This is a genomic window from Micromonospora sp. NPDC049580, assembly GCF_040675595.1.
GTDB lineage: Bacteria > Actinomycetota > Actinomycetes > Mycobacteriales > Micromonosporaceae > Micromonospora.
The window spans coordinates 12,255-32,780 of record NZ_JBFAPG010000012.1 but is presented as its reverse complement, the minus strand read 5'-3'; the positions used below and the strand labels follow the sequence as shown (position 1 = coordinate 32,780).

The window sequence follows — 20,526 nt, the reverse complement described above, 5'->3', positions numbered from 1 at the left end:
ATCGACCTGGGGGGCCGCGCGGGCTGGGGCGAGTTGGCTGAGCTGCGGGGGTTCGGTCCCGGCCGTGAGCATATCGTGGCGGTACGACCCACCGCGGCCCGGTGAGCGCTGTCGCACCCGGCGAATGCCGGGCCGCCGCCCCTTCCGAGCCCCGGTGCGTCGTACCGCGACGATAGGCTCACGGCCGTGACCGAACCCGCGCAGCTCAGCCACGTCGACCGTGCCGGCGCGGCCCGCATGGTCGATGTCTCCGCCAAGCCGGTGACCGGCCGGGTGGCCGTCGCGGCGGGCCGTTTGCGCACCACGCCCGAGGTCGTCGACCTGCTGCACCGCGACGGGTTGCCCAAGGGTGACGCGCTGGCGGTCGGCCGGCTCGCCGGCATCATGGGGGCCAAGCGCACTCCGGAGCTGATCCCGCTCTGCCACCCGATCGCCCTGCACGGTGTCACCGTCGACCTGCGGCTGACCGCGGACACCGTGGAGATCACCGCCACCGCTCGCACGGCGGACCGGACGGGAGTCGAGATGGAGGCGCTCACCGCGGTCGCGGTCGCCGGCCTGGCGCTGATCGACATGGTCAAGGCGGTCGATCCGGCGGCCTCGGTGGAGGCGGTCCGGGTGCTGCGCAAGGAGGGCGGCAAGACCGGCGAGTGGGTCCGGCCGGAGAATCGGCCGTGATCCAGGCCCGGGTGATCGTGGCGTCCAACCGGGCCGCGGCCGGCGTCTACGCCGACACCAGCGGCCCGCTGCTCGTCGCCGGCCTACGCGAGTTGGGCTGTCAGGTCGACGAGCCGGTGGTGGTGCCCGACGGCGAGCCGGTCGGCGCCGCCCTGCGGGACGCCCTCGGCGACGGTGTCGACGTGGTGCTGACCAGCGGCGGCACCGGGATCACCCCGTCCGACCGGACGCCGGATGTGACCCGGGCTCTGTTGGACTACGAGATCCCCGGCATCGCCGAGGCGATCCGGTCGCACAGTCGCGAGCGGGTGCCCACCTCGGTCCTGTCCCGGGGCCTGGCCGGGGTGGCCGGCCGGATGCTGGTGGTCAACCTGCCCGGCTCGACCGGCGGCGCCCGGGACGGGTTGGCCGTGCTCGGGCCGATCCTCGGCCACGCCGTCGACCAGCTTCGCGGCGGCGACCACTGATCGGTCCGCGCCGGCGACCACCGGCCGGTCCGCGCCCAGGCCCGGCGGGCGTCGGTCCGCCCCGATAGGCTCGGTCGGTGAGCACGGAAACCGCACCAACCGCGGGCCGGGTCGCCGCGCCCCCGCCGGCAGGGTGGGAGGAGGCACGGTCCCGGGTGTACGCGGTGGGTCTGGCCGCCGCGCTGCCTGCCGTCGCCCGGCCGTTGGTCGACACCGACGGGCTGACCCTGGCTGAGCCGCTGACCACCCGCACCGACCTGCCCGCGTTCCCCACCTCCAGCGTGGACGGCTGGGCGGTGCGCGGCACCGGGCCGTGGCGCGTCGTCGGGCGGGTGCTGGCCGGCAACACCCCCACGCCACTCGCCGAGGACGGCACGACCGTCGAGATCGCGACCGGGGCCATGGTGCCCGAGGGCGCCACCGCCGTGCTGCGCATCGAGGAGTCCACCGTCACGGGCGGCCTGGTCAGCGGCACGCCCCGGCCGACGCCGGAGTGGCGGCAGCCGGGCGAGGAGGCGTACGCCGATGAGGAGCTTCTGCCGGTCGGCACGCCGGTCGACCCGGCGGTGATCGGCCTGGCCGCCTCCTGCGGGCACGACACGCTGCGGGTCCGGCGGGCGCCGCGCGCCGCGCTGCTGGTCTTCGGTGACGAGTTGCTCACGGCTGGTCCGCCCGGGGCGGGCCGGGTGCGCGACGCGCTGGGCCCGGCGGTGCCCGCATGGCTACGCCGGTACGGCTGCCACGTCCGCCCGTCGGACGTGGTGGGCCCGGTCGCCGACACGCTGCCCGCGCACGTGGCGGCGGTGCGCGCGGCGCTGACCAGCGCCGACCTGGTCTGCACCACCGGTGGCACGATGCACGGCCCGGTCGACCACCTGCATCCGACCCTGGAGGCGCTGGGCGCCGACTACGTGGTCAACACGGTGGCGGTCCGGCCCGGCTTCCCGATGCTGCTGGCCCGGCTGGCCGATCACGACGGGCGGGTCCGGTTCGTCGCCGGCCTGCCGGGCAACCCGCAGTCCGCCATCGTCGCGCTGGTGTCACTGGTCGCGCCGCTGCTCGCCGGGCTCCAGGGTCGCTCGATGCCGGTGTTGCCCCAGGCCACGCTGGCCGAGGCGGTGCCCGGGCGCGGCGACCACACCCATCTCGCGTTGGTCCGCCTGGACCGGGCCGCCGGCACGGCGTACCCGGTGCGGCACGTCGGGTCGGCGATGCTGCGCGGGCTCGCGGGCGCTGACGGGTTCGCCGTCATCCGACCGGGCACCAACGGTGCGCAGGGTGATCGGGTGCCGATCGTGCCGTTGCCGCTGATGCCCGGGGAGCGGGCGTCGTGACCGCGCCGGCGATCACCGTCGTCGAGGTCACCGACCAGCCCCTCGACCTCGCCGCGCACGAGGCGGCGGTGGCCGACCGCCGGGCCGGCGCGGTCGTCTCCTTCCAGGGCGTCGTACGCGACCACGACCACGGGCGTCCGGTGGTCAGCCTGGAGTACGAGGGGCACCCGAGCGCCGCGCAGGTGCTGCGCGAGGTGGCTGCCGAGATCGCCGCCGATCCCGACGTCTACGCGGTGGCCGTCTCGCACCGGGTCGGGCCGCTGGCCATCGGTGACGTGGCGCTGGTCGCCGCGGTGAGCACCGCGCACCGCGCCGCGGCCTTCGCGGCCTGCGCCCGGCTGGTCGACGAGGCCAAGGCCCGGTTGCCGATCTGGAAACGGCAGGTCTTCGCCGACGGCACCGAGGAATGGGTCAACTGTCCCTGACCGCTCAGCGGCGGCCGTTGACCAGTACGGCCCGAGCGAGCCGTTCGCCGTAGAACGCCGGCTCGGCGCCGGGCCGCCAGGGCAGCGCCGCGACCAGCACGATCAGCGCGAGGGCCAGCGAGTTCTCCATCAGCGCCCCGAACAGACCGTCCTGGTAGTGCGACACCTCCGGCAGTTGGTGCTCGTACGGCCAGATGGGCGAGATCAGGAAGAGCAGGTAGAGGCCGACGGCGGCGACGCCGTGCCGGAACCCGGTCAGCGTGGGATACCAGATCGGCGGGCGAAGACCGTTGAGCCCGCTCAGGCCACCGAATGCGGCGCCCTGGCCGGTGCGCTGCCCCAGACCCCTGCTCGCTTCCCGTCGACGGACGGCGGCGTCGGCCAGCACGATGATCGCCGGGATCACCCAGATGAGGTGGTGCGTCCAGGAGATCGGGCTGATCACGTTGGCGGTCAGGCCGACAAGCGTGAACGCGGTCAGCTCGTCACCGTCGGCGCGCGAGCTGGCCGCCCGGGACAGACCCACCGCCAGGATCAGCACCGAGAAGGCGAGCCAGAGCAGCCCGGGAGTCTCGATCGAGTCGTACAGCCGGGCCAGCAGGCCGGCGAGCGACTGGTTCGGCGTCATGTCGGCCGCGCCGACCCGCTCGGTCTGCCAGAGCACGCTGCCGAAGTACGTCCGCGACTCGTCGCCGACGATCGCGAAGGTCCCGATCGTCACGCCGATCGTGGTGCCGATCGCGGTGGCCGCCACCCGCCACTGGCGGGTGATCAGCAGGTAGGCGATGAACAAGGCCGGGGTGAGCTTCACCGCCGTGGCCAGGCCGATGCCGGCACCCGCCCAGGCGCCACCGTAGAGGAAGCGCAGCAACGGGCCGTCGGTCGCGGCGTAGTGGGTGCCTCGGCGCGAGCGCCACCGCAGCCCGATCAGATCCGCCATGATCAGTGCGAACAGCAGGAGGTTGACCTGGCCGTAGCCCAGCGTCTCCCGGCTGGGCTCGATGGCGAGCGCGAGCGGCACCGCCAGGGCCACGGTGAACCACAGTGGCCAGGCCAACCGGTCCACGATGGGGCGCAGCAGTCCGGCCAGCACCAGTGTCAGCGTCGCGATGCTGGCGAGGGCGTTGACCATCCCCGCCGCGTCGATCGGCAGCTGCGCCATGGGCAGCATGACGAGCCCGGCGAACGGCGGGTAGGTGAAGCCGAGCGTGGTGCCGGGCGCGATGAACTCGTAGAGCTCATGACCGCTCGCCCACCACACCACCGCACCGTGGTAGATCTTCATGTCGAAGAAGTTGTACGGTCGCCCGAACTCACCGATGGCGAGCCATGCGGCATAGGCGACGGCGGCCACGATGGCGCCCCGTACGACGTTCCTGCGATCGATCCCCCGCGTCATGCGTTGAACTGGGGCGACGCGGTCCGCCCGTCTACCGACAGCCGTCGGCATGGCGTGGCCACCCCCGTACCAAGGTCGTCCTACCCGTCCAGGTCCTGCACGGAGCCTAGAACGGCGCCTCACGTCAGTGCCTCCCGCGTTATGCGACCGTGTCCGATCCCACACATGTTTTTGACATTTCCACCGCGTTAACGCCTACCGGGTGGTTCAGGTAATTCGTCGCCTTAGCGGGGGGTGGGGGTGACACCGAAGCAGATCGAGGCAGGTCAGCCGGGAAGTCGACGCGCGGTGGCCGCTGACCGGACGGCGATCCGGGCCTCGCGGCGGGCGGTGCGGACGGCGCGCTGCATGGAACGTCGAGAGTGGCCGATGCGGTGACCCGTACGCCAGCGGATGCCCGGCTTGCCACCGGTGTCGGCGGCGGCGAGCAGGAGGCCGCCGAAGAGCCCGAGATTCTTCAGGGTGTGGATCTCGTTGTTGTTCTTGGCGATCGGGTCGTCGTTCTTCCAGAACGGATGCCCGGCGAGGGTGACCGGCACCAACGTGCCGGCGAGAACCAGCGCGGCGGGCCGGCTGAACCGCCCGGTGGCCAGCATCAGCCCGGCGCCGACCTGCACCGCCGCGTTGAGTCGGATCAACGTCTCGGTCTCGGTGGGGAAGTTCGGGTGCGCCTTCTGCAGGAGCGGCGCGACCCGGTCGGTGACCGGCTTGGCGGTCTCCGCGAGCCGGTGCGGGTTGCGGAAATTGCGGTACCCGCTGACCACGAAGATGCCGCTCAGCATGGCGCGGGCAAGGGAGCGTACGGGCGTCATGGATCAGTCATACCCCGTCGGGGCGTTTGCTACCCCGGCAACCGCCGGATCCGGATCGGCCGATGTGCACGTGCGCCACGCCGATTCGAGCGACCATCGCTGATGGACGGGCCGTCACGGGTAACGTCGCGCGGGTGACGACGCTGCGGCTCCGCCCCGAAGGTCCGGCCGATACCGGCCCGGTGCGTCGGGTGCTGGCCTCGGCGTTCGCCCGACCGGAGGTGCAGACGCCGCCGGAGGTGGGGCTGGTCGACGACCTGCGCGGCACCGACGCCTGGCTGCCCGAGCTGGCCATGGTTGCCGAGTACGGCGGCGAGGTCGTCGGATACTCGCTGCTCACCCGGGTGCGGGTGCGGCCCGATCGCGGTGCCGTCGCGCCGGCCCTGGCGCTCGGGCCGGTGGCGGTCGCGCCGCACCGACAGCGGGTCGGGCACGGCAGCGCGGTGGTGCAGGCCGCGCTGGACGCCGCCACCGAGCTGGGCGAGCGGCTGGTCGTGGTCCTCGGTGACCCGGCGTTCTATCGCCGCTTCGGCTTCGGGCCGGCCGCGGAGCTGGGCCTCACCAGCCCGTGGGCCGGGCTCGGGGAGCCCTGGCAGGCGCTGGTGCTGCCGCCGTCCACCAGCGAGGAGGGTCCACCGCCGCGTGGTGAGGTGGTCTTCCCGGCGCCCTGGTCCAGGGTCTGAACGCGCTGGCGGGCGCGGCGGTCAGGTTGGCTGGGTGCGCAGGTACCGGCCGAAGTGCGGAACGGTGAAGGCCACCGTGCCCCGTTCGCCGGAGTAGATGAGCCCCTTCTTGATCAGCGCGTCGCGGGCCGGGGAGAGGCTGGCCGGCTTCCGGCCGAGAGCGCGGGCGATCTCGGCGGTGGGCACCGCGGCGTCCATGTCGTCACGGGCCACGCCGCCGGACTCGCCCTCCACCAGGGACAGCGTGGCCATCGCCCGCATGTATTCGCGCTCGGCCGGGGTGGCTCGCTCGAACCGGGAGCCGAAGAAGCCGACCGCCAGCTCGGCCTCGGCCTCGGGGGCGGCGACCCGGACGTCGGCGGCGGTGATCGGCGACCGTGGCGCATGATCCCAGGTCGCCTTCCCGTACGCCTGGACGAAGTACGGGTAGCCGCCGGACTTCTCGTAGAGCAGGTCGAGCGCCTTCTGCTCGTACTCCACCTCCTCGCGCTCGGCCGGCGCGCAGAGCGCCTGGTCGGCGGCGATCCGATCGAGCCGGTCGATGCGCTGGTAGCGGAAGAGCCGCTCCGAGTACGACTTGGCGGCGCTGAGCACGGCCGGTAGGTGCGGCAGCCCGGCGCCGACGACGATCAGCGGCGCGCCGATCTGGGACAGCTCGTGGCAGGCGGCGCAGAGCGCGGAGACGTCCTCCGGCCCGAGGTCCTGCATCTCGTCGATGAAGAGCGCGACGCCGGTGCCCACGTCACTGGCCACGGCGGCGGCGTCGCTGAACAGCTCGACCAGGTCGATCTCGATGTCGCCCGAGTCGGCCCGGCCACTGGCGGCGGGCACGTCGATGCCGGGTTGCCACCGGTCGCGCAGCTTGGACGGGGTCCCGGCGCGGCCGGTCGGTGTGGACCGCTGGGCGAACGCCTTGAGCACCCCGAGGAAGGCGTCGATCCGGTCCGGGGCGCGGTGCCGGGGGGCGAGTTCGCGGACCGCCATGTGCAACGCGGCGGCGACCGGGCGGCGCAGTGACTGGTCCGGCCGGGCCTCGATCTTGCCGCTGCCCCAGAGCCGGTTGATCGCCTGGGAACGCAGGGTGTTCAGCAGGACGGTCTTGCCGACGCCGCGCAGGCCGGTGAGCATGAGGCTGCGTTCGGGCCGACCGCGGGCGATGCGCTCCAGCACGATGTCGAAGACGTCCAGTTCCCGCCCCCGCCCGGCGAGTTCGGGCGGGCGCTGGCCGGCGCCCGGGGCGTACGGGTTGCGGACCGGATCCACGCATCGCAGAGTATCGGGCCCTCTAGCTGCGAAGCTAGATATGGATAGATGAGGCTACCGGCGTGTTGCGACCGTCGAGATAAAACTAGGGCTGTCTAGCGTCCACGCTAGACAGCCCTAGTTTGCGCAAGGATCACCGCTTCTTCAGGCAGAGCACGTAATCGAACACGTCGATCGCGTTGTCGTGCACGTAGTTCGCGGTCGCCTGCGGCGCGAGCGTCTCGCACCGGTCCCCGTCGGTGGTCGCCGGGATGCGCAACAGCACCTGGTAGGTGTTCGGGCCGCACGGCACCTTGCGCAGGTCCGCGTCGTCCTCGCTGCCGTCGTTGACCACGCAGTCCCCCTTGGCGAACTCCTCCTCGTCCGGGGATGGCAGGACGGGGCTCGGGGCGTCACTGGGCAGGCCCGGCGGGACGACGGGTGCGCTCAGCGACGGGGCTGGTGCGGCAGAGTCGCTGTCGCTGTCGGCGACCTTCCACGCCGCCCAGCCGACGAGGCCGAGACAGGGACAGAGCAGGAGCAGGACCACCAGCGCGACGATGAGAGCGATCTTCCCGCCGCTCCTCTTCGCCGGCGGGACGGGTGGCATCCCGTACCCGCCGGGCGCCTGCGGAGGCCACGGCGCCGCCGTCTCGCCGGGGGCGGGCCCGGCGGGTGGGAACGGCCCCGGCGGTGCTTCCCACTCCGAGGGCTGCGGCGGCGGACCCCACTGCGCCGGCTGCGGCGGGGGACCCCACTGCGCCGGCTGCGGCGGCGGGCCCCACTGCGGTGGCTGCGGTGGCGGCGGACCCCACTGGGGGACGGTCGGGTCGACCGGTGGCGGGCCATCGGGGCCGGTCGGCGGGCGCTGGTACGGGTCGTCCGGCTGCCCGGAACCCGATGGTCCGTAGGTCGTCATGTCATCCCCAGAGGGTGGGTGGTCAGCGCTGCTTCAGGCAGAGGACGAAATCGAGGGTGTCCAGCTCGCTGTCGAAGAAGTACCAGTTGGTGTAGCCGTCGACCTTGGCGCACTTGGCCTCGGCGTCACGTTCGCCGCTGGTCGCGCCGTCGATCCGGCGCAGCACCTCGTACGACTTCGCTGTGCAGCCGCTGATCAGCAGTTTGGGCTTGCCGCCGGCCGTCCCGTCGTTGCGCACGCACTGGCCGACCTTGACGAACCGCGGGTCGGCCGACGACTCCGGTGCGGCGGCGCTCGGCACCGGCTCGGCCGGCTCGGTCACGTCCGCGCTGGGCGCCCCGACACCGGCCGAAACGGTCGGCGCGGCCACCGGGGCGGCCGGGTCGTCGGACCGGCCGAGAAACCAGTACGCGCCGCCACCGGCCAGCGCCAGCAGCATCACGACGGCCACCACAGCGATCAGCGGCCCTCTGCCGCGTCCGGACGGGTCGGGTGCGGGGTCACCGCCGTACGGGCCGTCGTCGGGCCGGTACGGCTCTCCGCCGTACGGCGGGTTCGCCACGGCCGGCGGGTACGCGCCGCCATAGGGCGCTCCGGCCTCCCCGCCGTACCGTCCGCCGCCGTAGGGCGCACCGGACGGCTCAGCCCCGTACGGTGTCCCGCGCTCCCCGCCGTACGAGGGCGCACCACCGTAGGGCCTCGCCGGTACGCCGCCGTACGGACCGTCGCCGTAGGACCCGGGGCGCTCCGCAGGGGCGGGCGGGTAGGACTGGACCGTCGGCGGGTAGGGCTCGGGGCCCGACGGATAGGGCTGCTGCGGCGGCCGGCCGGGCGTCTCGTCGGGCCGTTGCCCACGCCACGGGCCTCGAAAGCCCTCACCCGGTGGTCCGTAGTTCGTCATGCCGCCCTCCTGCACATCTGGTGAGAGGCCGGCCACCAATGCGCGACGCCGACTCCGAGGTCACCGTAGCGTGGTCCACCGATGAGCTCATCTCCACCGAGCGCCGCCGCCCTGCCCGGCCGCCGCGCCGCCGCCAAGCCAGCCCTGGTCTGGACCGCGTTGATCGTGGTCTACCTGCTCTGGGGCTCCACCTATCTGGCCATCCGGGTCGCGGTGGAGACGCTGCCACCGCTGCTGTCGGCCGCCCTGCGGTTCGCCGTCGCCGGCCTGGTGCTGGCGGTGGTGCTGCGGTTGCGCCGTGGGCCGGGCGCGCTTCGCGTGCAGCGTCGGCAGCTCGGCTCCGCCGCGCTGGTCGGTGTGCTCCTGCTCGCCGGTGGCAACGGCCTGGTGGTGCTCGCCGAATCCGGGCCGCCCGGGGTGGCGGTGCCGTCCGGAATCGCCGCGCTGCTGGTGGCGACCGTGCCGCTGCTCGTGGTGCTGCTGCGCTCCGCCACCGGTGACCGGCCCCCGGTCTGGACGTTCGCCGGGGTCACGTTCGGCTTCGTCGGTCTGGTCCTGCTGGTGCTGCCCGCCGGCAGCGCGGACGCGGTGCCGCTGGTCGGCGCGCTGACGGTGGTGGTGGGAGCCATCGCGTGGTCGGTCGGGTCGTTCCTGTCGGGACGGATCCGGGTGCCCGCCGACCCGTTCGTCGGCACGGTGTACCAGATGGTGGCCGGCGCGGTGGCGCTGGCCGTTGTCGCCGCCGGCCGGGGCGAGCTGAGTGAGTTCCACCCGGCGTCGGTCAGCACCCGGTCCTGGCTGGCGTTGGGCTACCTCATGGTGGCCGGCTCGCTGGTGGCCTTCACCGCGTACGTCTGGCTGCTGCAGAACGCGCCGATCTCGCTGGTCTCGACGTACGCGTACGTGAACCCGGCGGTCGCGGTGGCGCTCGGGGCGCTGCTGGTGGCCGAGCCGATCACTGGGCGGGTGCTGCTCGGCGGGGCGGTCATCGTCGCCGGGGTGGCCCTGGTGGTGAGCACGGAACGCCCGCGTCGGGCGGGCACGGGATCACGAACGGGGACCGCATCGACGGCGGACCGGCGGTAACCTCCGGCTCATGTCGGCCGCTGGGCTGGTGGGGGTGGCGTTGCTCGGTGGGGCGGCCGGTCTCGTCGTACCCCCACTGGCCCGGCGCTTCACCACCCCGGCCCGGCTGCGGCGCGGCGCCTGGCTGAGCCCACCGGTGGCGGCCGTGGTATTCGTGGGGCTCGCCGTCGCGCGGGGTGACGACCCGGCGTTGCCGGTCCTGCTCGCGGTGGCGGCGGTGGGGCTGGTGTTGGCCGTGGTCGACCTGGCGTGCCTGCGGTTGCCCGATCCGCTGGTCGCGGTCGCCGGCACGGTGGCCCTCGGGGGCCTGACCGGGGCGGCGCTGCTGGCCGGCACTCCTGGCCGGCTGCTTGGCGCGCTGGGGGGTGCGGCGGTCGCGGGCGCGTCACACGTGCTGCTGGCCCTGCTGCCGAGGTCCCGGCTGGGCTTCGGGGACGTGAAACTCGCAGCGGTCCTCGGGCTGCCGCTCGGCTGGCTGGGCCGCGATGCCGTGCTGGCCGGGCTGCTCCTGCCGCACCTGCTGCACGGTGTCCTGGTTCTTGCCCTGCTAGCAGCTCGAAAAATCCACCGCGAAACGTTGCTGCCCCTCGGACCGGCCCTGCTGACGGGCACCTGGCTCGCCGTGCTCATCGGTTGACCAGGGCTGAACGTGTGGCCGACGCGCCGGTTGCCGCGACTGCCGGGCTCAGCGGCGGGCAATCACCGTTAGTGACATCGCCGGTAGCGGTCGTCCGCACGAGCGGTATACCTGAAAGTCATAAATATGACTTTCAGTATACCGCTCGTCGGCGTGACTAGGCCCGAGCGCGCCACGCCGACGGCACCCAGCCCCCGGGTAGCTCAGATCAGGCGGAGTTGGCGATCCCTGGGGCGACGCGGCTCGGTTTCACCGAACCGCTCGAACAGGCCCGGGTCGATCGCGGTGAGGAACGGCGAGGGTGCGCAGTCACGCTCCACGCCGTGCCGGGTCCGGCGGGCGGCGTGGCTGACGTACAGCCGGTCCTGGGCCCGGGTCAGGCCGACGAAGAAGAGCCGGCGTTCCTCGGCGACCGCGTCCTCGTCGGGCGTCGAGCCAGGCCAGCGCAACGGCAGCAGCCCGTCCTCGACGCCGACCAGGAAGACCACCGGGAACTCCAGGCCCTTCGCGGCGTGCAGGGTGAGCAGGGTGACCGCCTCGGCGCGCGGGTCGAGCGCGTCCACCTCCGCGCCGGTGGCCAGCTGCGACAGGAACGTCTCCAGGTCGTCGCCGCAGCGGCGGGCCAGCGGGGTCAGCAGGTCCACCGCCGAGCGGACGTCGTCGGGGCGGACCGTACTGCCGGCGCCGTCCAGGGTGGGCACCGCGAACCGCTCGGCGACCACCTGACCGGCCAGGCGCACCCGGGCGGCCAGCGAGCCGGCCAGCCCGTCGGCGTGCCGCAGCTCGCGGGCGATGGCCGCCACGCCGGGCCGGTCCCGCAGCCGGTCGTGCGAGCGCTTCTGCACCGGGATGTTGGCCCGGGTCAGGGCGTCCACGATCGGGGCGGCCTGCGCGTCGGTGCGGTACAGCACGGCGATGTCGGAGAACGACAGCGAGGTGGACCGGCCGTCGATCCGGCCCGAGTCCAGCGAACGGTGGGACAGGCCGCCGACCAGCTCGTCAACGGTACGCACCACGAAGTCGGCCTCCTCGGCCACCGACGCCGCCGGGTACCGCCCGACGAGTGGGGCTTCCGGGTCGAGTCGGGCCGGGTCCAGCCGCCGGCCCCGCACCAGCGAGGACGGTGCGATGGCCTGCACGGCGGCGGCCAGGATGGGCGCGGACGAGCGGTAGTTGCGGTTGAGCCGGACCAGTCGGGCATCCGTGAAGTCCTGCGAGAAGCGCAGGAAGTAGCCGACGTCGGCACCCCGGAACGAGTAGATCGCCTGATCCGGGTCACCGATCGCGCAGAGGTTGCCGTCGGCGGGGCTGAGCAGCCGCAGCAGCTCGTACTGCACCGCGTCGACGTCCTGGTACTCGTCGACGAAGATCCACTGCCAGCGGTTCCGGTACCGCTCGACCAGCTTCCGGTCGGCCCGCAGCAGCTCCACCGGGAGGCTCACCAGCTCGTCCAGGTCGACCAGGTCCTGCTTGCGCAGCAGCGCCGTGTAGCCGGCGAGATCGTCGCCGGCCTCCGACTTCGCCGCCGCCCGCTCGGCGTCGTCGGCGATCCGGAACCCGGCCGGCAGGCCCGCCGCGTCGGCGTTCTCCCGCAGGATGGTCAACCCCAGCGCGTGGAACGTGCCCACGGTGACGTCCTCGGCGACCGGGCCGAGCAGACCGTCGAGGCGGTGCCGCAGCTCCTCGGCGGCCCGTCGGGTGAACGTGATCGCGAGGCAGCGCTCGGGAAAGACGTTCAACTCCGCGCACAGGTACGCGATCCGGTGGGTCAGCGTCCGGGTCTTGCCGGTGCCCGGCCCGGCCACGATGAGCAGTGGCCCACCGGGCGCGGACGCCGCCACCCGCTGCATGGCGTCCAGCCGGTCCAGCAGGCCGGTGCCGACCTCCTCCATGCCGGAGAGCATCGGCTCGAACGGTTCGTGCGGTGACGGCGGCGACGCGATCGGTGGCGCGGGCGCCGGGGCCGGCTTGCGCTTCGGTTCCGCCTTGGCCGCCGCCGGGCGCTTGGCCGTGGCCTTGGCCGCCGGCTCCGCGGGTCGCCGCTGCGCCGGCACGGGTACGTCGAACAGCGTCTCCTGCGAGCCCAGCTCCGCCGGGTCGAACAGCGTGATCACCCCGTACTCGCCGTCGTAACCCGGCACCCGGCGTACGTCGCCACGCCGCAGCCGCCCGATGCCCTCCGCGAGCAGTTCGCCGCCGGCCTGCGCGATGTCCGACAACGGCGTCGTGGTCAGGATCTCCAGCTCGGGACCGAGCGCGGCGAGCAGCTCGTTGAGTCGCCCCTCGACCTTCTTCGACCGGGCACCCACCTTGTTGATCTCGCCAAGGATCTCGGCGAGCGGCACCAGGTGGGTGACCTCTCGGGCGTGTGCCGGACGGTGCCCGTCGGGTCGATCGGCCAGCTCCTCGATCCTGCTGAGGACGCCCACGGTGAGCGGCTTGCCGCACTCGGGGCAGCGCCCCCCGGCGGCCCGGGTGCGCTCCGGGGACCAGTTGACCCCGCAGAGCCTGTGCCCGTCCGCGTGGTACTTGCCCTCCTCCGGGAAGAACTCGATGGTGCCGGCCAGGCCGTCGCCGGTGCACAGCGCCTCCCGGATGGCGAAGTAGTCCCGCTCGGCGGTCAGCACGGTGGCCTCGCGGCCCAGGGCTGGCGGCGAGTGCGCGTCCGAGTTGGAGACCAGTTGATAGCCGTCCAGACTGCCGACGCGCCAGTTCATGGCCGGGTCGGACGAGAGGCCGGTCTCCACGGCGAAGATGTGCTCGGCCAGGTCGGCGTAACAGTCGGCGATCGCGTCGAAGCCGGACTTCGAGCCCAGCGCGGAGAACCACGGCGTCCAGATGTGCGCCGGGACGAGATAGCCGTCCGGGCTCGCCTCCAGGGTGATCTCCAGCAGGTCCCGCGAGTCCAGGCCGAGGATCGGGCGGCCGTCGGAGCCGAGGTTGCCGATCCGGCCGAGCGCGGTGTTGAACCGGGCCACCGCTTCCAGGTCGGGCAGGTAGATGAGGTGGTGCACCTTGCGGGTCCGGTCGTCCCGCTTGTAGATGGTGGAGATCTCCACGCTCAACATGAACCGGACCGCGTCCGCGTCGGTCGTGCCGGCGAGTCGCGGCGGCAGCCGGCGGGCGATGTCGCGCTCCGCCTCCGGGGCGAGCCGGTAGAGCCCCGGCTCAGCCGGCCGCAGCGTCTCGGTCAGATGGTCGTACCAGGCGGGATGGGTGAAGTCGCCGGTGCCGAGCAGGGCGATGCCCTTGCGCCGCGCCCACCACCCGAGGGTCGGCAACGTCAGGTCACGGCTGCACGCGCGCGAGTACTTCGAGTGGATGTGCAGGTCCGCGACGAAGGGCGGGAGGCCACCGGGGGGTACGGCGCTGAACGGGGGCACGCCGCATCCTGTCACGCCCGTCGCGCCGCCCGCCTTCCGCCACGCGCGGACGTGACGTCCGCTATGCCGAGCGCAGCTCCACGAGACTGATCTGCGGCTTGGCGCCCACCCGCACCGGCGGGCCCCAGAAACCGGCGCCGTTGGTCACGTAGACCTTCGTGCCGTCGACCTCGCCGAGACCGCTGACCACCGGCTGCGCCAGGCCGACGACCAGGTTGAACGGCACCACCTGCCCGCCGTGGGTGTGCCCGGAGAGTTGCAGGTCGACGCCGTAGCGGGCCGCCTGCTTCGCGGCGAGGGGCTGGTGCGCGAGCAGGACGACCGGGCGGCTCGGATCGCGGTCACCGAGGGCGGCGGCGAAGTCCGGACCGGCGGCGAGGCCGGTGCCCGCCGGGTCCGCGTCCAGGTCGTTCACGCCGGCCAGGTCGAGCACACCGCCCCGGGCCTGAATCTCCTGCCGACGGTTCTGCAGCACCCGCAGGCCGAGGCGGTCCACCTCCTGGACCCATTCCTCCACCCCGGAGTAGTACTCGTGGTTGCCGGTGACGAAGAAGTTGCCGTACCGGGAGCGCAGGTCACGCAGCGGCGCGGCGGCGGGGCCCAGCTCGGCGACCGAGCCGTCGACCAGGTCACCGACGACCGCGACCAGGTCGGCGTCGAGACGGTTGATCGCGGCGACGATCCGCTCGGTGTGCGCCCGCCCGCGCAGGGGGCCGAGGTGGATGTCCGAGACGGTGGCGATGCGCAGGCCGTCCATGCTGCGCGGGAGCTTGCTGAGGGGGATCTGCACCCGGTCGAGTTGGGGCGGGCCGAGTGCCGTGCGGACGCCGTACCCCGTGATGCCGGTGGCGGTGAGGCCGGCGAAGATGGCGGCTCCGCGGGCCAGCAGCAGACGGCGGGCCGGGTCGTGGTCCGGTGCCGTCACGGCGCCGGTGGCCGGCGGATCGGCGGGCCCGGCGGCCCCGACCAGCACCGGCTCGGGCGCGGCGGTGGTCGGCTCGGCGGCGGTCACCCGGCGGCGCAGCACCAGCCGGACGACCAGCATCGGCACCTCCAGCACGACGAGCGTGACCAGCAGGTAGAACATCACCGCGAGCCACAGGTAGCCGGGCCAGGCGAGCCAGTAGAGGCCGGCCTGCGTGCCGACCAGGGTGGCCGGCACGAGCACCGCCAGCACCAGGGCGGCGATCCCGCCGATCCGCCGCCAGCGACCCGGCGTGGTGGTGTCCCGGATGAGGCGCTTCCACAGGTAGAGGTGGATCAACCCGGTGACCAGCGCCAGGACGCCCATGAACCCCAGAACCGCCAACATGTGTGCGCCCCCCTCAGCCGCCCGCGAACGGGGGCAGGACATCGATCGTGGCCCCGCCCGGCAGGGGTGCCCGACGATCATGACAGGCGACGCCGTCCACGAGGAAACTGGCCACCCGCAGCACGGCGGCGAGCCGGTCGCCGTGCCGCTGGGCCAGCTCGGTGGTGAGGTCGTCGAGTGACCGACCGGCGGGGGTGACCTCCTCGGCGCGGCCGGCTGCGGCGCGCGCACCTGCGAAGTAGCGGACGGTCAGCGGTCTCGGCTGCACGGTCATCCCCCGATCGCGGACATCGGCCGGGTCGGCTGGAGGAAGGTGGGGTCGTCGATGCCGTGCCCGGCGCGCTTGCCCCACATCGCGGTGCGCCACCGCTGGGCCACCTCGTCGTCGGTCGCGCCGCCGCGCAGCGCCGCCCGCAGGTCGGACTCCTCGGTGGCGAACAGGCAGGCGCGGACCTGGCCGTCAGCGGTCAGCCGCGTGCGGTCGCAGTCGCCGCAGAAGGGTCGCGTCACGCTGGCGATCACGCCGACCCGGGCCGGGCCGCCGTCGACCAACCAGGTCTCCGCCGGTGCCGCGCCGCGCTCGGCCGGGTCAGGGCTGAGATCGAAATGGGTACGCAGGGAGGCCAGGATCTCCTCGGCGGTGACCATCGTGCTGCGGTCCCAGCCGTGCTGCGCGTCCAGCGGCATCTGCTCGATGATCCGTAGCTGGTAGCCGTGGTCGAGCGCGAAGCGGAGCAGGGCCGGCGCCTCGTCCTCGTTGACGCCGCGCATCAACACGGAGTTGATCTTCACGGGGTCGAGCCCGGCGGCTGCCGCCCCGGCGAGCCCCGCCAGCACCGCGTCGAGGCGGGGACGGCGGGTGAGCTGGGTGAACCGGGCCGGGGCCAGCGTGTCCAGCGAAACGTTCACCCGGTCCAGGCCGGCCGTACGCAGCGCGGGCGCCAACCGGTCCAGACCGATGCCGTTCGTGGTGAGTGAGATCCGCGGACGGGGGTAGAGCGCGGCGACCGCGGCCACGATGCCGAGCAGCCCGGGCCGGATCAGCGGCTCCCCGCCGGTGAACCGCACCTCGGTCACGCCGAGCCGCTCGACGGCCACCCGGACCAGCCGGACGATCTCCTCGTCGGTGAGCAGCTCCGGGCCGGCCAACCAGGGCAGCCCCTCGGCCGGCATGCAGTACGTGCACCGCAGGTTGCACTTGTCGGTGAGGGACACGCGCAGGTCCCGCGCGACGCGGCCGTACCGGTCGACGAGGACGCCGTCGGTCCGTGGGGCGACACTCACCGGTCGACCGTAGCGCGCTTGACGCTGCCCAGGGCGGCTCGGGCGAGTTCGACGACCGCATCGCGGTAGCCCGCGCCGAACAGCGCGGTGTGCACGAGCAGCAGATGCAGCTGATGCAGCGGCACCCGGTCGCGCCAACCGTCGGACAGCGGCCAGCTCTCCCGGTAGGCGGCCAGCACCCGATCCAGGTGTGCGACGCCGCCGAAGAGCGCCAGTTGGGCGAGGTCGGTCTCGCGGTGCCCGCCGTGCGCCGCCGGGTCGATCAGCCAGGCCCGTTCGTCGACGCCCCACAGCACGTTGCCCGGCCACAGGTCGCCGTGGACCCGGGCCGGCGGCTCGTCCCCGCCGAACTCGCCGACCCGGCCGATCACCTGCTCGACCAGCGCGGCGTCGGCGCTGCTGAGCGCACCGCCGTCGACTGACAGCCGCAGATAGGGCGCGAGCCGGCGGCGGGCGAACCATGTCGACCAGGGACCGTCGTCGGGGGTGTTGTCCTGCCCGAGCGCGCCGATGAAGCCGGCCCAGGCCGCACCGAAGGTCGGTGCGCCGGCCCGGTGCAGGGCGGCCAGCTCCCGACCGAGGCGTTCGGCCGCCTCCGGCGTCGGCTCGCCGGGCTCCACCCAGTCGAGCGCCAGCAGGTCGGGCAACGCCACGATCACCTCGGGTACGCCGATCGCGTCGGCCTCGCGCAGCCAGCGCAGCCCGGCGGCCTCGGCGGCGAAGAAGCCCTCGGGCACCGGCCGGTCGGCCCGCTCCGGCCAGGACTTGGCGAAGACCGAGTGACCGTCGTCCAGGGTGAGCCGGGCGGCGGCGCAGATGTTCCCTCCGGCGACCGGCGTCTCGCGGAGTCGCTGATGGGTCCGGAACGTCGGCAGGTGTGCCGGATGCGCGCGCAGGTACGCCAGGTCCATCAGCGCACGGTAGCCGCTGCCCATGACACCGGGGTGTCGTGTGAGCACATCGAAACGCGTCCACCTGCATGAATACGCTCGGTAACTGTGGATAAGCCGCGTGTCATCCACAGGGCCTGGAAGGCTTCGCAGGACGGACGCAGCCTTCCTGCATGACCTCGACCGAACGTGCGAAGCTCTCCGTCCGCTCGCCCGCCGACCTGATCGCCGCCGTGCCGTACCTGCTCGGCTTCCATCCCGCCGACAGCGTGGTCGCGGTGGCGCTGCGCGGCCGGCAGATCATCTTCGCCGCCCGCGCCGACCTGCCCGAACCGTCCACGGACCCGGTCGAGCGTGCCCGACACCTGGCCGGGGTGATCTCTCGGCAGGGCGCGGAGGCGGCCACCGTGGTGGGCTACGGGCCACCCGACCGGGTGACCCCGAGCGTGGACGCGGTGCGCGCCGCCCTGACCGGCGCCGGCCTGGAGGTGCTCGACGCGCTGCGGGTGACCGACGGCCGGTGGTGGTCCTACCTGTGCACCGAGGCCGACTGTTGCCCACCCGAGGGGCGGCGCTACGACCCGACGGCCAACCCGGTGACCGCGTCGGCCGTGTTCGCCGGTCAGGTCGCCCTCCCCGACCGGGCGGCCCTCGTGGCGCAGGTGTCGCCGGTGGACGGCCCGGCCCGCGACGCGCTGCACGCGGCCACCGTCCGGGCGGAACGGCGACTGGTCGAGCTGGTCGAGCAGGCGCCCGCCAGCGACCTCCTCGGCGGGCGGGCACTGCGTTCCGCCGGGGTGGCGGCGGTCCGCGAGGCGCAACGCCGGCAGCGGCGCGGTGAGCGCCTCGACGACGACGAGGTGGCCTGGCTGAGCCTGCTGCTGACCCACCTGCCTATCCGTGACCACGCCTGGGAACGCACCGACGGCCGCGACCGGGACATCGCCCTCTGGACCGACGTGCTGCGCCGGGCCGAGCCGGAGCTGACCGCCGCCCCCGGTGCGCTGCTGGCGTTCGCGGCCTGGCGAGCGGGGCAGGGGGCGCTGGCGGCGGTCGCGCTGGAGCGCACGCTGAGCCTGCACCCCGACTACTCGCTGGCCCTGCTCCTGGACGACCTGCTCCGGCGCGGTGTGCCGCCCTCCGAGCTGGACGGCTGGCCGTCGGTCGGGATGCCCGGCGTCGTCCGCCCCCGCAAGCGGAGCCGACGTGGCCGCCGCTGACCCGCGCGCGATCGGTCCCTGCCCACGTACCCGCCAACAAGGCCATGGTCGTGTCACCGCACGGCCACAGCGCTTATCGCAAATCTGCTATGGTGGGTGCGCGTGCCCTGGCTAGTCCTCTATCACCCGGAGGCGATCGTCGAGCTGAACGCGCTGCCCGGGGAACTTCGCCCACGGGGAGGCCGTAGCCGGTGGCGTGCCTTCTATTCCGGGGTCGGCGCGGCGTTCGTCGTCGGCTCCATCGGCCCAGAAGCCGGTGTCAACCGGCGCGGCTTCAACAGGGCTGTGGCAGCGGCTGAGGAAAGGATCAAGGAGGTGGAGGAGGAGTGATGAAGGCTGGTGATCTCAAGACTTCGCAGCAGGTCATCGGTGAGAGCCGCGATCAGGACCCGGCATTCCACGCTGAGTGGAACCGGACGGCCTTCGCCCGTGATGTTGCCCTCCGCATCGTCCGGTACCGCGCCGAAAACGGCCTGACCCAGACGGCATTCGCCCGCATGGTCGGCATGACTCAATCGGTCATCGCGCGACTGGAGTCCGGTGATCAGCCGCCGTCCATCGCCACGCTCGCCAAGCTGTCTGCGGGGACCGGCTTGGAGTTCGAATTCAAGATCTCTCACGGCATCGTCGAGGTCGAAGCCGCCTGACTGACCCCGCCTCAGAAGAACGGGGCATCCCCACCGTGCGGACACGCCGATTTCAGCGAACCCGAGTCGATCAGGTGTCCTGGCTGATCGGGTCGACGTGCCTCACGTGCCTGACGAAGCTCGCCCAGACAACCGGCCGGAACGCCAGCGTGCCGCCAGCCCGGTCCTTCGTGTCGCGGACGAGCACGACGCCCGGCAGGTTGTCGGCCACCTCCACGCACGCCCCACCGTTCGAGCTGCTGCGGGTGCTCTTGCGCCAACGGGCGCCGGTCACGTCATCCATGCTCGCGCTCTCATCAGGTCGATGGTCAGGTCTCGCGGTAGCGCTAACGACCTCACGCTATCCCAGACCGCCCAGAGTGGAGCAACGTCATTACTGAGGCGCCCGGCCGCCTGATCGTCGAGGTAGCCGACGTCGCCGCCGTCCGGTGTGCTGGCGATGACGAACGGTCCGGCCTGGCCGGGGTGGAACCCAGCAGTCAGGGGAAGCACATGGATCATCACGGCCGGCCGTTCGGCGAGCACCATCAGATGATCGAGCTGCTCGGCCATGATGTCGGGTCTTCCCCGGCGCAGCGCCGCCTCGTCGATGACGAAGACGGTCAGCGGTGGACGGGGTCGATCGAAGACGACGGCCTGCCGGCGCAGCCGGGTCTCCACGTGCGCCGCGAGGTCGTCGTCGGCCCAGAGCCCGCTGCTCAGCACGGCGCGCGCGTACGCCTCGGTCTGCAGGAGACCGGGCAACACGGTGGACTCGTACCACCGCAAGCCGACGGCCTCGCGCTCGATGTCCGTCCAGGGCCGGAGCCATGCTGGCTCGCGCCGCTTGAACAGGTCGGGCCACAGGTCCATCTCGTCGCGGCCAAGGACCGCCGCGACCTTCGACCGGTGGCGCGTCTGGGAAATCCGTCCCGGGTTCGCCCACTTGGCCGCCGTCTTTGGATCCACCCCGATCTCGGCGGCGAGGCTGTCCGCTGTCAGGCCGGATGCTGACATCGCCTCGGCGACTGCGCGGTTCATCCGCGACCCCTCCCGTACGTCCCAGACGTCCACAGGAGATATTGCTACGCAGTGTATTCGGATAGCAACCCTTGGAAGTGTTCCTTCCGAACGGCGCGGCCGGCAGGGACCCCCCGAGACCCGGCGGTCGCGTTCGTATCGGGGCCGCCCCGCGGGCGAGCACTCCGGGGCGGCCCCTCCCAACGAG

General features: G+C 73.1%; 22 protein-coding genes. 10 read left to right on the top strand and 12 right to left on the bottom strand.

Annotated elements, in window-relative coordinates; translation table 11 throughout:
* Positions 1–186: 186 nt before the first annotated feature.
* From moaC to AB0J68_RS02320, 4 genes are all read left to right on the top strand, one after another.
* On the top strand, positions 187–678 hold the full coding sequence (moaC, locus tag AB0J68_RS02335) for a cyclic pyranopterin monophosphate synthase MoaC (RefSeq protein ID WP_363935580.1): 492 nt from the start codon (positions 187–189) through the stop codon (positions 676–678).
* Positions 675–1,145, top strand: a complete 471-nt coding sequence (locus AB0J68_RS02330) for a MogA/MoaB family molybdenum cofactor biosynthesis protein (protein WP_355063392.1) — start codon at positions 675–677, stop codon at positions 1,143–1,145. Before moaC ends, AB0J68_RS02330 begins: the two co-directional genes overlap by 4 nt.
* Before the next feature lie 77 nt (positions 1,146–1,222).
* Positions 1,223–2,479, top strand: coding sequence for a molybdopterin molybdotransferase MoeA (locus tag AB0J68_RS02325; protein ID WP_363935578.1), 1,257 nt, complete (start codon positions 1,223–1,225; stop codon positions 2,477–2,479).
* A complete protein-coding gene (locus AB0J68_RS02320) occupies positions 2,476–2,904 on the top strand; it encodes a molybdenum cofactor biosynthesis protein MoaE (RefSeq protein ID WP_355063396.1) in 429 nt (142 codons plus the stop codon). Before AB0J68_RS02325 ends, AB0J68_RS02320 begins: the two co-directional genes overlap by 4 nt.
* A gap of 4 nt (positions 2,905–2,908) precedes the next feature.
* On the opposite strand, the gene AB0J68_RS02315 is transcribed toward AB0J68_RS02320, so the two are convergent.
* Positions 2,909–4,354: a glycosyltransferase 87 family protein gene (locus AB0J68_RS02315; RefSeq protein ID WP_363935575.1), complete on the bottom strand. Its 1,446-nt coding sequence runs from the start codon at positions 4,352–4,354 to the stop codon at positions 2,909–2,911.
* Between the two features lie 215 nt (positions 4,355–4,569).
* On the bottom strand, positions 4,570–5,115 hold the full coding sequence (locus AB0J68_RS02310) for a DoxX family protein (RefSeq protein ID WP_354855780.1): 546 nt from the start codon (positions 5,113–5,115) through the stop codon (positions 4,570–4,572).
* 134 nt (positions 5,116–5,249) lie between these two features.
* Here AB0J68_RS02310 and AB0J68_RS02305 point away from each other — a divergent pair, with 134 nt between their 5' ends.
* A complete protein-coding gene (locus AB0J68_RS02305; protein WP_354855781.1) occupies positions 5,250–5,798 on the top strand; it encodes an N-acetyltransferase in 549 nt (182 codons plus the stop codon).
* Positions 5,799–5,819: 21 nt separating this feature from the next.
* Here AB0J68_RS02305 and AB0J68_RS02300 read toward each other — a convergent pair whose 3' ends face one another.
* From AB0J68_RS02300 to AB0J68_RS02290, 3 genes are all read right to left on the bottom strand, one after another.
* A complete protein-coding gene (locus AB0J68_RS02300; RefSeq protein WP_355063398.1) occupies positions 5,820–7,061 on the bottom strand; it encodes an ATP-binding protein in 1,242 nt (413 codons plus the stop codon).
* Positions 7,062–7,194: 133 nt separating this feature from the next.
* Positions 7,195–7,650, bottom strand: coding sequence for a hypothetical protein (locus tag AB0J68_RS02295; protein ID WP_355134580.1), 456 nt, complete (start codon positions 7,648–7,650; stop codon positions 7,195–7,197).
* Between the two features lie 331 nt (positions 7,651–7,981).
* The gene (locus tag AB0J68_RS02290; protein ID WP_363935583.1) at positions 7,982–8,521 is read right to left on the bottom strand and encodes a hypothetical protein; all 540 of its coding nucleotides are present in this window, start codon (positions 8,519–8,521) and stop codon (positions 7,982–7,984) included.
* Between the two features lie 420 nt (positions 8,522–8,941).
* On the opposite strand from AB0J68_RS02290, the gene AB0J68_RS02285 reads away from it, so the two are divergent.
* The gene (locus AB0J68_RS02285; RefSeq protein WP_363935573.1) at positions 8,942–9,946 is read left to right on the top strand and encodes an EamA family transporter; all 1,005 of its coding nucleotides are present in this window, start codon (positions 8,942–8,944) and stop codon (positions 9,944–9,946) included.
* 10 nt (positions 9,947–9,956) lie between these two features.
* On the top strand, positions 9,957–10,583 hold the full coding sequence (locus tag AB0J68_RS02280) for a prepilin peptidase (protein WP_355063402.1): 627 nt from the start codon (positions 9,957–9,959) through the stop codon (positions 10,581–10,583).
* A 203-nt stretch (positions 10,584–10,786) separates the two neighbouring features.
* On the opposite strand, the gene AB0J68_RS02275 is transcribed toward AB0J68_RS02280, so the two are convergent.
* The 5 genes from AB0J68_RS02275 to AB0J68_RS02255 form a co-directional block, all read right to left on the bottom strand.
* The gene (locus tag AB0J68_RS02275; RefSeq protein WP_363935571.1) at positions 10,787–13,966 is read right to left on the bottom strand and encodes a UvrD-helicase domain-containing protein; all 3,180 of its coding nucleotides are present in this window, start codon (positions 13,964–13,966) and stop codon (positions 10,787–10,789) included.
* Between the two features lie 61 nt (positions 13,967–14,027).
* Positions 14,028–15,278, bottom strand: a complete 1,251-nt coding sequence (locus AB0J68_RS02270) for a metallophosphoesterase (RefSeq protein WP_363935568.1) — start codon at positions 15,276–15,278, stop codon at positions 14,028–14,030.
* A gap of 13 nt (positions 15,279–15,291) precedes the next feature.
* A complete protein-coding gene (locus AB0J68_RS02265) occupies positions 15,292–15,552 on the bottom strand; it encodes a MoaD/ThiS family protein (protein ID WP_354855787.1) in 261 nt (86 codons plus the stop codon).
* On the bottom strand, positions 15,549–16,562 hold the full coding sequence (gene moaA, locus AB0J68_RS02260) for a GTP 3',8-cyclase MoaA (RefSeq protein ID WP_354855788.1): 1,014 nt from the start codon (positions 16,560–16,562) through the stop codon (positions 15,549–15,551). The genes AB0J68_RS02265 and moaA overlap by 4 nt, the downstream gene beginning before the upstream one ends.
* A complete protein-coding gene (locus tag AB0J68_RS02255) occupies positions 16,559–17,473 on the bottom strand; it encodes a fructosamine kinase family protein (RefSeq protein WP_363935566.1) in 915 nt (304 codons plus the stop codon). Before AB0J68_RS02255 ends, moaA begins: the two co-directional genes overlap by 4 nt.
* A 152-nt stretch (positions 17,474–17,625) precedes the next feature.
* Here AB0J68_RS02255 and AB0J68_RS02250 point away from each other — a divergent pair, with 152 nt between their 5' ends.
* The 3 genes from AB0J68_RS02250 (at position 17,626) to AB0J68_RS02240 (ending at position 19,319) form a co-directional block, all read left to right on the top strand.
* Positions 17,626–18,672: a DUF4192 domain-containing protein gene (locus AB0J68_RS02250; RefSeq protein ID WP_354855790.1), complete on the top strand. Its 1,047-nt coding sequence runs from the start codon at positions 17,626–17,628 to the stop codon at positions 18,670–18,672.
* Between the two features lie 102 nt (positions 18,673–18,774).
* Positions 18,775–19,002, top strand: a complete 228-nt coding sequence (locus tag AB0J68_RS02245; RefSeq protein WP_355063414.1) for a hypothetical protein — start codon at positions 18,775–18,777, stop codon at positions 19,000–19,002.
* Positions 19,002–19,319 (top strand): helix-turn-helix transcriptional regulator, encoded by a 318-nt coding sequence (locus tag AB0J68_RS02240; RefSeq protein WP_355063416.1) that lies wholly within the window; start codon positions 19,002–19,004, stop codon positions 19,317–19,319. The genes AB0J68_RS02245 and AB0J68_RS02240 overlap by 1 nt, the downstream gene beginning before the upstream one ends.
* Positions 19,320–19,389: 70 nt before the next feature.
* Here the strand turns inward: AB0J68_RS02240 and AB0J68_RS02235 are convergent, their stop codons facing one another.
* Both AB0J68_RS02235 and AB0J68_RS02230 read right to left on the bottom strand, forming a co-directional pair.
* Complete coding sequence (locus AB0J68_RS02235) at positions 19,390–19,593, bottom strand: DUF397 domain-containing protein (RefSeq protein ID WP_355063529.1); 204 nt, start codon at positions 19,591–19,593, stop codon at positions 19,390–19,392.
* Complete coding sequence (locus AB0J68_RS02230; RefSeq protein WP_363935564.1) at positions 19,590–20,339, bottom strand: DUF5753 domain-containing protein; 750 nt, start codon at positions 20,337–20,339, stop codon at positions 19,590–19,592. Before AB0J68_RS02230 ends, AB0J68_RS02235 begins: the two co-directional genes overlap by 4 nt.
* Between the last annotated feature and the right edge of the window lie 187 nt (positions 20,340–20,526).